Genomic DNA, 11,848 nt, shown 5'->3' with positions numbered 1-11,848 from the left:
CGCGGCCATAGCCTCTTTTGCGGGCAAAAGGGAATGGCCGATGGCCGAAGGGCCGCCATGCGCCAAGCGGCGCTCATGGGGGGCGTGTGGCGTCTGGCGCGGTAGGGGCCGGGCCTCAGTTGGCGCGCGGAATCACCCGGTCATTGACCGAAGTCAACGCGCGGCCTGCCGGGGGGCGTAGGCTTTTGCGGCAGTTGCCTTGGGGGTGCGGGCCTATTTCAAGTGCGCGCAGCCCTGCCGCCGTAGCCATTTCTGGTTCTGTTTTCTGTGCCGCCGTGCCGGACCGGACGGGGTTGTCCCGTTGCCGGAGCACCGGCCATCCAAGGGAGGAGAGCGCCATGAGTGAGCCATTGACCCATCCCCGACGCCTGAAAAGCCCTGAGCTGAAGGTTCCTGACCTGAAACTCCCCGCCGCGCTGCTGATTGCCGCGCTGCCCTGCGCCGCTGCGGCGCAATTCGTGCCGTCCGAAGAGTCCATCACCGGGCTTTACCACGGCAAAGCCTATTCGCCCTACGCGCAGCGCGCCTTTCCCAGTCAGGTGTTCTGGGGCGACTCGCATCTGCACACGGCATTGTCCGCCGACGCAGGGCTTTTCGGCAATACGCTGGGGCTGGAGCCCGCCTATCGCTTTACCCGCGGCGAAGAGGTGACCTCGGCCACCGGGCTGCCGGTGAAGATGGGCCGCCCGCTCGACTGGGTGGTGATCGCCGATCATTCCGACATGATGGGCTTTTCCACCGATCTTGCTGCGGGCGCGCCGAATATTCTTGCCGTGCCCGAGGGGCAGGCGTGGTACGACGGGCTGCAGGCGGGCGGGCAGGCGGCGGCGGATGCGGCGCTCGATCTGATCACGAATTTCGCGCAGGCCACATTGCCCGAGCAATTGCTGAAGGACTATGCGCCCGGCTCGAAAATCTACAACACCGTCTGGGGCGACGTCATCGAGGCCGCCGAGCGGTTCAACGATCCGGGCAATTTCACCGCCTTCATCGGCTATGAGTGGACCTCGCTCGACAGCGGCAACAACCTGCATCGCAACGTGATCTTCCGCGACGGCGGGGCCAAGGCGTCGCAGGTGGTGCCGATGGTCACGCAGCCACCCTATGGCAGCACCGATCCGCTCGATTTGTATCAGTACCTCGAGGATTACGAGGCCAAGACCGGCGGCTCGGTGCTGGCGCTGGCGCACAATGGCAACCTGTCGAACGGCATCATGTTCCCCTTCGAGCAGCAGTTCACCGGCAAGGCGATTGACGAGGACTATGTTCAGAAGCGCGCCAAATGGGAACCGCTCTATGAGGCCACCCAGATCAAGGGCGACGGCGAGGCGCATCCGCTGCTCAGCCCCGATGACGCTTTCGCCGATTATGAGACATGGGACGTGGGCAACCTCGATCTCAGCGCGGCCAAGACCGACGAGATGCTCAAATACGAGTATGCCCGCGAGGCGCTGAAGATGGGGCTGCAGCTGGAAGAGAAATTCGGCACCAACCCCTATAAGTTCGGCATGGTCGGCTCCACCGACTCGCACACCTCGCTGCCCGCCATCGAAGAAGAGAACTTCTTTGGCAAGGCGGCCTCGGCCGAGCCCTCGCCGACACGGATGGAGCATCCGTTCGCCAAATCCGACAAGGGCACCTTCGAGGGCTATCAGCTGGTGGCCTCGGGGCTGGCGGCGGTCTGGGCCAAGGAGAACACCCGCGAGGCGATCTTTGACGCGATGGAGCGCAAGGAGGTCTATGCCACCACCGGCCCGCGCATGATGCTGCGCTTCTTCGGCGGCTGGGAGTTCACCGAGGACGACCTGCGCTCGCGCCAGCCGGCCTTTATCGGCTACGAGAAGGGCGTGCCCATGGGCGGCGATCTGCGCGCCGCGCCCGAGGGGGCCGAGGCGCCGACCTTCATGGTCTACGCGCTGCGTGATCCGATCGGCGCCAATCTCGACCGCATCCAGATCGTCAAAGGCTGGATGGACGCCGCGGGCGAGAGCCATGAGAAGGTTTTCGACGTGGCGTGGTCGGACGGGCGCGAGATGGATGCGAACGGCATGCTGCCCGTCGTTGGCAACACCGTCGATATCGCCGCGGCCACTTGGTACAACACCATCGGCGCGTCAGAGCTTGCCACGGTCTGGACCGACCCCGAGTTCGACCCGGCGCAAAAGGCGTTCTACTACGCGCGCGTGCTGGAGATTCCGACGCCGCGCTGGGTGGTCTATGACGCGCAGCGCTTTGGCGTGGAGATCCCCGATGCTGCCGAGACCACCGGACAGGAACGCGCCTACGGCTCGCCGATCTGGTACACGCCGTAACTTCAGGCTCCCGACCCCCGGTCTGGAGGTTTCTTCGGTCCGGGGTTTTCTGGGGCGTCCCGTGTCAGCCGCGGGCGCCCCTTTTTCTTTGCGGGTTTATGTCCGGCGTGGGGCGGCGGCGGCTCAGCGCAGCGACAGATCCAGCAGCCCGCCGCCGAACAGCCGGTCGCGCGAATGCTCGAGGTGGATGCGCATCTCGGCGCGGGCGCGCTCGGGGTCCTGCGCGCGAATCGCCTCATAGATGCGCGTGTGCTCGGCCAGCACCTCTTCGAGCCCCTTGCGCCCGTCGTTCATCAGCAACTCGCCGTGCAGCTTCATCCCGACGTTCACATGGTCGCGCAGGGCGCGGAAGGTGGCCTCGAAATACTGGTTGTTCGAGGCGCGGGCGATGCTGCCGTGGAACATGAAATCCGCGTCCTCGCGGTGCTGCAGCGATCCGGTGGCGGCGCGCAGCAGGTCCAGCGCCTTTTCGATCTCGCCCAGAAGCTCGGCATTGCGGCGCTCGGCGGCCAGCGCGGCGGCCTCGGTTTCGAGGTTGATGCGGAACTCATAGCAGCGCTGGATGTCGGCCAGCGTCTCGACCTTGGAAAAGCCCAGCGGAGCCGGGGAGACATTGGCGCGCACGAAGCTGCCCGCGCCCTGACGCGAAACCACCATGCCCTCGTCGCGCAGCTTTTCCAGCGCGCTGCGCAGCACCGGGCGCGAGACGCCGAATTCCTCGGCAAGCTGCATTTCGGCGGGGAGTTTTTCGTTGGCGGGATACTCGCCGTTGACGATCCGCGCGTGCAGCGAATGATACACCTTGTCAGCAAGGGGCATTCGCGTCTTCGTTTTGCCTGTCGCCATCAGCCCTGCCTCGTCCTGAGCATAAAGGGATTAGTCGCTCGCCAGCATTTTTACAAGTTTGACCAAAGTGTCGGGGGCGCCGAAGCCGCCGGATTTGGTCACCAGTGTGAATTTATGGCCGCTGGCGGGGCGCGAGACCGGCACACCGGGCAGAGCCTCGCCCAAGACGTCCAGTTGTCCGATCCCCAGATCCGCCAGCAGCGCCGCGGCGCTCTCGCCGCCGCAGGCAAACAGCGTGGCGGGCTGCAGATGCGCCTGCGCCGCGGCGATGGTGCGGGCAAAGGCGGCGCCCGCCTCGGCACCGGGGATCACCGTCTCGCCCGGGGTCATGCGGATCACCAGCAGCGGCGCCTCGGCGGGGCCGGGCAGCGCGGGGCTGGCGCCATTGGGCGCTGGCAACAGCGGGACGTCTTGCAGCGCCTCAAGCTGCGCGCCGGTCACCGGATCGCGCGAGCCGATGGCCAGCAGGGCAGGGCGGGTGAGCGGCAGCGACGCGGAAGCGGCGGGCGTAGACGCGTCGGGGTGTGGCCAGAGCCGGGTCGCCAGCGCCTCGGCCAGACCTGCGGCCCCGACCAGAACGGCCCCCTCCAGCGTGTCGGGCAGCTGCGCGTCCAGATCCTCGGCGCTGCGGGTGTCCGGCACCGCGACGGTGCGGCCAAGGCGCGGCGCGATGGGAATGGGCGTGTCCACCCCGGCGCCGGTGACCGCGCCGCCAAGGCAGTGCCGCCCGAGCTTGGGGATCGCCGGGTTGACCACCAGCGGCGCGCCGGGGGCCGCCAGCTGTGCCAGTTCCGCGCCGATATGGCCCTTGAGGCGGCTGTCGATCTTCTTGAAAAGAATGCCGTCTTGGCCCGACAGCGCGCCCGCCACCTGCCGCGCGATTTCGATCGCCTCGGCCTCCGTCCCGTCGCGGGTGCCGAAGGCGACGGCGATCACCTCGGCCTCGGAGGCCAGCGCCTCGGGCAGATCGGCCGGGCGGCAGGCGACCCGCACCCGCGCGCCACGCGCCGCGAAAGTGGCGGCGCTGTCGAGCGCGCCGGTCAGGTCGTCGGCGACGATATGCACCCGTTTGCGCATCTCTCCTCCCTCGATGCCCTTGACCCCGCGCCGGTCAGTAGGCGCGGCGGTAAATCTCCTCGATCTCCCCGACCGACAGATCGCGCGGGTTCCAGTCGAGCAGGCGGCGGATCGCATGCGCCTCTTCGGCCATGGACCCCAGATCATCCTCGGCCACCCCATGCGCGCGCAGCCGCATGTCGAGCCCAAGCGCGGCGCAGAAGGCGGTGGCGCCCTCGCGGATCGCGGCCTCGCTGCCCGCTTCGAACCCCAGCGCCTTGGCGATCAGTGCGGTCTTTTCCGGCTGCGCCTCGGCGTTTGCCGCAAGAACATGCGGGAAGATCAGCGCGTTGGCGATCCCGTGCGGCAGTTTGTAGCGGGTGCCGAGCGGGTAGCTGAGCGCGTGGCCCGCGGTGGTGTTCACCGGCCCAAGGCAGATGCCGCCATAAAAGGCCGCCAGCGACAGGCCGGCGCGGGCCTCGGTGTCACTGCCGTTCTCGACGGCGCGGCGCAGGTAGCGGCCCACCAGTTCGATCCCCTGCAGCGCGTAGCCGTCGATCAGCGGATGCGCGCGCTTCGAGGTGAACGCTTCGGCGCAATGGGCCATGGCGTCGACGCCGGTGGCGGCGGTCACATGCGCGGGCACGCTCATGGTCAGATCGGGGTCGATGATCGCCAGATCGGCCAGCATATGCGGGCTTTCGGTGGCGATCTTGCTGTTGGTGGCGGGGTCGGTGACCAGCGCGCGGGTGCCAACCTCGGACCCGGTGCCCGCGGTGGTGGGGATCTGCACGAGGCCGACTTTGCGCGCGGGGGCGCGGTTGGGGCCGCTGATCTCGGCAAGGCCGAGCGGTTGGCCGACCATCACCGCCACCAGCTTGGCCAGATCCATGGCCGAGCCGCCGCCGAAGCCGATCACCAGATCGGCGCCGCCCGCCGCCGCGACTGCCGCGGCAAGGTTGTCGCTGTCGGGCTCGGGCACCACGGTGCCGAAACAGCCCACCTCGCCCAGACCAAGCACCGAGAGCCGCGCGGCGTTGACCGGATCGGCCACCACGAAAGGCGCCTTATAGCCCGAGGCGGCCACCCACTCGGCGAGCTTGTCCAGCGTGCCGCTGCCGTAGTGGATCAGCGCGGGGCGGCGCAGCTCGATCGGGGTGGTCAGGTCATGCATGGCGGGGTCCTCCTCTGGGTGCGCGGTCGCGCCCTTGATCGTTTGGGGCGCGGGTTTGGTCGTCGTGGCGCGCCCGTGTTCTTGCGTGTCCGAGTCGCCGCTGGCGCGGGGCCGCAGGCTCGCTTGGGCTCAGAACTGGCGTAAGTTTTACAAGTTGTCAAATAGTAACTTTGGCGGAATCGCGGGCGGGGCGCCTATCCCAAAAGAGCGATCGGTCGCGGAAATTTGAGATAACCAGTGGTTATATTGCGTTTTTACTGTGTGTTTGGGGTGGGGTGGCAGCCTGAGATAGCCGCCGTCACGGGCGTTTTTACAGAATTTTTCGGTTTATGAATTGACATGTTATCATCTCGCCTGCATTTTGCCCGACAAGTTCCGGCCATGTTGCAGGCGGGTTCCGACGCGGCCCCGTGACCAGGGCCCGCTGTCCAAGGGAGGAGTGGCAGATGATCCTACGCGAGCAAAAGGCAGATCTCTGGATCGGCAGCGGCCTGCTGCTGTTCTGCGGCTTCGCCGGCTGGCGCGCCACCTACATCAAGCAGGGTTTCAACTCGAGCGCCGCCGGACCGAGCTTTGTGCCGTGGCTGGTGATCGGCCTCGTCTCGGTGCTGTCGGTGCTGCTGATCGTGCGGGCGCTGCGCGCCGAGCATGACCCCGAGACCGATATCACCATGCCCGGCAAGCGCACGCTGGCCGCCATGGCGGGCTTTACCTTGCTGATGATCTGCTACGCCGTGGCCTTCATGCCGGTGGGCTATCTGCCCTCGACGCTGGTTGCCTTCATCGTCGGGCTGATCCTGCTGGGCGAGCGCAACTGGCTGCTCGTCGTGCTGTTTCCCGTCGGTATGACGCTGGCGATCTACTTCGGGTTCACCGAACTGCTGTCGGTCTGGCTGCCCTAGGCGCGACCGACCAAACACAACCATACTGAAGGGAGGAAGACTTCATGTTTAAGACAACACTCATCGGGGCCGCGCTGGCCACGGCAACTGCGGGTGCGGCGCTGGCCGCGGATTTCCCCAAGCGCCCGGTTCAGGTCGTGGTGCCCTATTCCGCGGGCGGCTCGACCGACCTGTCGATGCGCGTGGTGGCCGATGCTTTCGAGCGTCTGAAGGACGGCCAGATGGTGGTGCGCAACCAGCCCGGCGGCGGCGGCGCGATCGGCTCTTCGGCGGCGATCCACGCCCGCGCTGACGGCTACACCCTTGGCGCAGGCGCGCAGGGTCCGCTGGTGATCAAGCCGCTGATCGGCGGCACCGACTATCAGCTCGACGACGTGGAATTCATCGGTCTTTATGCCCGCTCGCTGCAGGTCATGGTGGCCTGCGCCGATGCGCCCTTCGCCGATTATGACGCCTTCATCGAGTACGCCAAATCGGGCAAGCCGCAGGTCGGCAACTCGGGCGCCGGTGGCGCGAACCGAGATCTCGGCCGAAGCCTTTGCCGATGCCGCGGGCATCAGCATCGAGTCGGTGCCGTTCAACGGCTCGTCCGAGGCGCGCACCGCCTGTATCGGCGGCCATATCGACGCGATGGTGGCCTCGCCCGCCGAAGCCAAAGCCGCCTCGGAGTCGGGCCAGATGACGCCGCTCTTCGTCATGGAAGACGAGCGCATCGACCTCTTCCCCGACACGCCCACCGCGGTCGAAAAGGGTGTCGATTTCACCTGGTCGTCGTGGAAAGGCCTGATCGGCCCGAAGGGCATGGACGAGGAGACCCTCGCGTGGCTGCGCGGCGCGGTTCAGGAACTGGCCAATGATGAGGAGTTCAAAAAGACCCTCACCGACATGGGCGAGTTCGTGACCTATGAGGATGGCGAGGCCTTCGAGGCCCGTGCCCGCAAGGACATGGAAACCACCCGCGCCGTGCTTGAGAAACTCGACATGCTCGGCATGAACAACTGACGCGGCGCCGGGTGCGCCCCGGCACCCGTCCCCCGACCGGGGCATGCCGTGCCCCGGTCCCTGCCTTTCCCAGCCGCCGGCAGCGGCCTATCCACTCAGCCGCCGGCAGCGGCGGACCCACTCAGCTGCAGGGTTGTCATGGACACAATCGCCTTTCTCGCACCTCTCTTCGAGCCGCAGGTCCTGCTGACCATCGCGCTTGGAACCTTCGGCGGTCTGGTCATCGGCGCGCTGCCGGGGCTCACCGCGACGATGGGGGTGGCGCTGCTGATCCCGCTCACCTTCGGCATGACGCCGGTGATGGGTCTCAACATGCTGATCGGCATCTATATCGGCGGCATCTACGGCGGCTGCGTCTCGTCGATCCTGCTGCGCACCCCGGGCACCCCGGCCTCGGCGGCGACGGTGCTGGATGGCTATCCGATGGCGCAAAAGGGCGCGGCGGGCCGGGCGCTTGGTATGGCGACCATCGCCTCGACCATCGGCGGGCTGATCGCGGCGGTGGTGCTGGCGACGCTGGCGCCGCAACTGGCGGGCATCGCGCTGAAGTTCGGCGCGGCGGAATATTTCGCGCTGGCCCTCTTTGGCCTGACGATCATCGCCTCGCTGTCGGGCGATCTGCTGAAGGGCGCGATCTCGGGGCTGCTGGGCATCCTAATCTCGACCGTCGGCGCCGATCCGATCTCGGGCGTCATGCGCTATACGTTCGACATTCAGGGCTTTGCCTCGGGCTTTGCCTTCACCCCGGCGCTGATCGGCCTTTTCGCGCTCTCGGAGGTGTTCACCCAGATGGAGCGGATCGCCGTCGGCGAAGAGCCGATCAAAAGCGCCACCGGCCGTTGGCCGACCCGCGCCGAGATGTCCGAGAGCAAGGGCGCACTGATCCGCGGCTCGCTCATCGGCACGCTGATCGGCATTGTGCCGGGCACCGGCTCGGGCACCGCCTCGTGGATTTCCTACAATGAGACTCGCCGCGCCTCGAACACCCCCGAGAAATTCGGCACCGGCTATGCCCCCGGCATCGCCGCCACGGAATCGGCCAACAACGCGGTCTGCGCCGCGGCGCTGATCCCGCTGCTGGCGCTTGGCATCCCCGGCGACGTGGTGACCGCCGTGCTGATGGGCGGGCTGCTGATCCAAGGGCTCGCGCCGGGACCGATGCTGTTCCAGACCAACCCCGATGTGGTGGTCGGCATGTTCGGCGGCACCTTCATCGCCACCATCTTCATGTTCATCTTTGGCATGGCGCTGATCCCGCTGTTCAGCCGCATCCTGATGATCCCGCGCCGCCTGCTGGCCATGTCGATCGTGGTGTTCTGCTTCATCGGCGCCTTCTCGATCAACCTCAACCCGGTGGACCTTTACACGATGGTGGGCTTTGGCGTGCTGGGCTGGGGGATGCAGAAATTCGGCTTCAGCCAGGCGGCGCTCTGTATCGCGCTGATCCTCGGGCCGCTGCTGGAATCCAACCTGCGCCGCGGTTTGCTTCAGAACGACGACAACGTGCTCTCGTTCATCTCGACGCCGATCACCCTGCTGTTCCTCGGGCTCACTGTCCTTTCGGCGGCATGGCCCTTCATCTCGCGCGCGATCGTTCGCAAGCGTGCCGCGCAACACCAATAATCAGGAGAACGCATGAGTTCGCAAAAAGAAGCCTTCGTCGCGCTGGTCACCTGTTTCAACGACGATGAGACGATCAATTTCGAGGCCACCCGCGCGCAGGTGCGCCGTCAGGTCGCCGCTGGCAACAACATCATGTGCGCAGGCACCAACGGCGATTTCTCGGCGCTGACCTTCGACGAGAAGGTGAAGCTGACCGAGGAGGTGGTGGCCGAGGTGGATGGCCGCGCCAAGGTCATCGTCAACGCCGGGATGCCCGCAACCTTCGAGACCGTGGCGCTGTCGAAAGAGTTCGACCGGATCGGCGTCGATGGGATTGCGGTGATCACGCCGTTTTTCATCGCCTGCACCCAAGACGGTCTGATCCGCCATTTCACCACCGTCGCCGATGCGGTGAGCACGCCGGTCTATCTTTACGACATCCCCGCGCGCACCCAGAACCACATCGAGCCCGAGACCGCGCGGGCGCTGGCCAAGCACCCCAATATCGCGGGCATCAAGGACAGCGGCGGCGCGCAGGAAACGCTCGAGCAATATATGGCCGTGGGCCGCGAGGAAGAGGCGTTCGACGTCTATTCCGGCCCCGATCATCTGGTGCATTGGGCGTTCCAGAACGGCGCCAAGGGCGCGATCTCTGGCCTTGGCAACGTCATGCCCGAGGTGCTGGCGCGGATCGTCACTTGCTTCAACGCTGGCGACGAGGCGGGCGCGGCGGCGGCGCAGGACACCTATGGCAGCTTCCGCACCGATCTTTACAAGCTGGGCTATCCGCCCGCGCTGGTGAAGCGCGCGCTGTGGGTGATGGACCCTTCCGTCGGTGCCTCGCGCCAGCCCGCGCTGCTGCCCGACCCCGAGCAGGACAAGCAGATCGAAGCGATCCTGCGCAAATACGAGCTGATCTGATGGCTGGCCCTAAACCCGTTGTCGTCACCACCTCGCCGGGCTTTGGCAAGCATGGCCGGGTGCCCGAGCTGATCGCGGCGCGCGGCTGGGAGTTCATCCGCTGCACCGACACCAGCAAGCCCGACGGCGGCCTGTCCGAGCATATCGCCCGCGCCGACGCGCTGGTGGTGGGCCTTGTGCCGGTGAGCGCCGAGACGCTGGCGCAGGGTCAGAACCTGCGCGCGGTGGTCAAACATGGTGTGGGCGTCGACAATATCGACATCCCCGCCTGCACCGCCGCGGGGCTGCCGGTCTGCAACACGCCCGCCGCCAATGCCGACGCAGTGGCCGAGCTTGCGGTGGGGCTGATGTTCTCGATGGCGCGCTGGATCCCGCAGGGCCACGGCTCGGTCACCTCTGGCGGCTGGGAGCGGCGCATCGGCACGCAACTGGGCGGCAAGACCCTCGGCATCGTCGGCCTCGGCAATATCGGCAAGCGGCTGGCCAAGCTGGCGCTGGGTCTGGGGATGACGGTGGTCGCCACCGACAAATACCCCGATGAGGGTTTTGCCGCAGAGCATGGCGTCACCTTCCTGCCGCTTGAGGATCTGCTGGCGCAGTCCGATTACGTGTCGCTGCATGTCTTCGGCGGTGAGGGCAATGCCGCGCTGATCAACGCCGAAACGCTGACGCTGATGAAACCGGGTGCCAAGCTGATCAACCTCGCGCGCGGCGAAGTGGTCGATCTCGACGCGGTGGCCGCGGCGCTGGAGGCGGGAACGCTCGGCGGGGTGGCCATCGACGCCTATGTCTCCGAGCCGCCGGACGTGTCGCACCCGGTGTTCGCGCATCCGAACGCGGTCTTCACGCCGCACTCCGGGGCCGATACCAAGGAAGCGCTGGAAAACGTCGGCCTGATGGTGATCGAAAGCCTCGATGCGCTGTTTGCCGGGGACATGCCGCCGCGCTGTCTCAACACCAAGGAACTGGCCGCCCGCTGAGGCGGCCTGCCCCGAACACTCGCTGGAGGGACGTTATGTCCGACAAACCGATTGTCATCACCATGGGCGACCCTTCCGGGGTTGGCGCCGAGGTCACCGTCAAGGCCATGGCCGGGCTCTCGCCGGCAGAGCGCGCCCGCTACGCCGTGATCGGGGACGAGGACACGCTGCAGCGCGCGATCCGCGCCTGCGATCTGGGTCTCGCGCTGCGCCCGCAGGGCAGCGGCCCCGAGGCGGCGCTGCAGGTCATCCATGTGCCCGTGGACGGGCTGCCGGGCACCTTCGGCGTGCTGTCGGAGGCCTGCGGCGAGGCTTCGTTCCAATACATCAACAAGGCGGTCGAGCTGACCAGTTCGGGCGCGGCCTCCTGCATCGTCACCGCGCCGATCAACAAGGCGGCGCTGAACGCGGCGGGGCATCACTACGACGGGCACACGGGCATGCTGGCCCATCTCACCGGCTGCAAATCGAGCTGGATGCTGCTGGCCTCGCCGACGCTGAACGTGCTGCACGTCTCGACGCATGTGTCGCTGAAGGATGCGATCACCCGCGCCACGCCAGAGCGCGTGCTGGAGACGATCCGCGTCGGCCACAATCACCTGCGCCGCATGGGGCTGGAAAACCCTCGCATCGCGGTCGCCGGGATCAACCCGCATTGCGGCGAGGGCGGGCTTTTTGGCAGCGAGGACGACAAGCAGATCGCCCCCGGTGTCGAGATGGCCAAGGCCGAGGGCATCAATGTGCAGGGGCCGATCTCGGCCGATACGGTCTATCACCGCGCCAACACTGGCGCCTTCGATCTGGTGATCGCGCAGTATCACGATCAGGGCCACATCCCGATCAAGCTCATCGCCTTCGACACGGCGGTCAACGTCTCGCTGGGGCTGCCGATCGACCGGTGCTCGGTGGACCATGGCACCGCCTTCGACATCGCGGGCAGTGGCAAGGCCAACCACGTCAACATGCTCGCCGCGCTGGATTACGCGGGCAAGCTGGCCGCCGCCAAGCGCAAGCTCGCCGCCTGATCTTGTGTCCAAGGCTCGTCGCTGCGCC

The 11,848-nt window shown here is 66.8% G+C and carries 10 protein-coding genes and 1 pseudogene; 8 read left to right on the top strand and 3 right to left on the bottom strand.

Features of this window, described 5'->3' with window-relative positions; genetic code table 11:
- The first annotated feature begins 338 nt into the window (after positions 1-338).
- On the top strand, positions 339-2,312 hold the full coding sequence (locus tag ACXAD2_RS01355; protein ID WP_475165907.1) for a DUF3604 domain-containing protein: 1,974 nt from the start codon (positions 339-341) through the stop codon (positions 2,310-2,312).
- Positions 2,313-2,435: 123 nt separating this feature from the next.
- On the opposite strand, the gene ACXAD2_RS01350 is transcribed toward ACXAD2_RS01355, so the two are convergent.
- The 3 genes from ACXAD2_RS01350 to ACXAD2_RS01340 are packed head-to-tail and all read right to left on the bottom strand — an operon-like array spanning position 2,436 to position 5,388.
- Entirely contained in the window at positions 2,436-3,131 is a 696-nt protein-coding gene (locus ACXAD2_RS01350; RefSeq protein ID WP_475165902.1) for a FadR/GntR family transcriptional regulator, read from the bottom strand.
- 57 nt (positions 3,132-3,188) lie between these two features.
- The gene (locus tag ACXAD2_RS01345) at positions 3,189-4,235 is read right to left on the bottom strand and encodes a four-carbon acid sugar kinase family protein (protein WP_475165899.1); all 1,047 of its coding nucleotides are present in this window, start codon (positions 4,233-4,235) and stop codon (positions 3,189-3,191) included.
- A 34-nt stretch (positions 4,236-4,269) separates the two neighbouring features.
- The gene (locus ACXAD2_RS01340) at positions 4,270-5,388 is read right to left on the bottom strand and encodes an iron-containing alcohol dehydrogenase family protein (RefSeq protein ID WP_475165895.1); all 1,119 of its coding nucleotides are present in this window, start codon (positions 5,386-5,388) and stop codon (positions 4,270-4,272) included.
- A gap of 446 nt (positions 5,389-5,834) precedes the next feature.
- Here ACXAD2_RS01340 and ACXAD2_RS01335 point away from each other — a divergent pair, with 446 nt between their 5' ends.
- From ACXAD2_RS01335 to pdxA, 7 genes and pseudogenes are all read left to right on the top strand, one after another.
- Entirely contained in the window at positions 5,835-6,290 is a 456-nt protein-coding gene (locus ACXAD2_RS01335) for a tripartite tricarboxylate transporter TctB family protein (RefSeq protein ID WP_066112113.1), read from the top strand.
- Positions 6,291-6,334: 44 nt separating this feature from the next.
- Positions 6,335-6,748, top strand: a pseudogene (locus ACXAD2_RS01330) (tripartite tricarboxylate transporter substrate-binding protein); the annotation flags it as partial.
- 112 nt (positions 6,749-6,860) lie between these two features.
- Positions 6,861-7,292: a tripartite tricarboxylate transporter substrate-binding protein gene (locus tag ACXAD2_RS01325; RefSeq protein ID WP_475165888.1), complete on the top strand. Its 432-nt coding sequence runs from the start codon at positions 6,861-6,863 to the stop codon at positions 7,290-7,292.
- 138 nt (positions 7,293-7,430) lie between these two features.
- The gene (locus ACXAD2_RS01320; protein ID WP_475165883.1) at positions 7,431-8,915 is read left to right on the top strand and encodes a tripartite tricarboxylate transporter permease; all 1,485 of its coding nucleotides are present in this window, start codon (positions 7,431-7,433) and stop codon (positions 8,913-8,915) included.
- Between the two features lie 12 nt (positions 8,916-8,927).
- Entirely contained in the window at positions 8,928-9,815 is an 888-nt protein-coding gene (locus tag ACXAD2_RS01315) for a dihydrodipicolinate synthase family protein (protein WP_066112122.1), read from the top strand.
- Positions 9,815-10,795 (top strand): phosphoglycerate dehydrogenase, encoded by a 981-nt coding sequence (locus ACXAD2_RS01310; RefSeq protein ID WP_475165875.1) that lies wholly within the window; start codon positions 9,815-9,817, stop codon positions 10,793-10,795. The genes ACXAD2_RS01315 and ACXAD2_RS01310 overlap by 1 nt, the downstream gene beginning before the upstream one ends.
- 35 nt (positions 10,796-10,830) lie before the next feature.
- Positions 10,831-11,820 carry a 4-hydroxythreonine-4-phosphate dehydrogenase PdxA gene (pdxA, locus tag ACXAD2_RS01305; protein WP_475165871.1) on the top strand — a complete coding sequence of 330 codons (990 nt, stop codon included), beginning with the start codon at positions 10,831-10,833 and terminating at the stop codon, positions 11,818-11,820.
- The last annotated feature ends 28 nt before the right edge of the window (positions 11,821-11,848 follow it).

The sequence above is a fragment of the Salipiger sp. ABN3_019 genome, assembly GCF_056158605.1.
The sequence above is the reverse complement of the archived record's forward strand: the minus strand, read 5'-3'. Positions and strand labels throughout refer to the sequence as shown.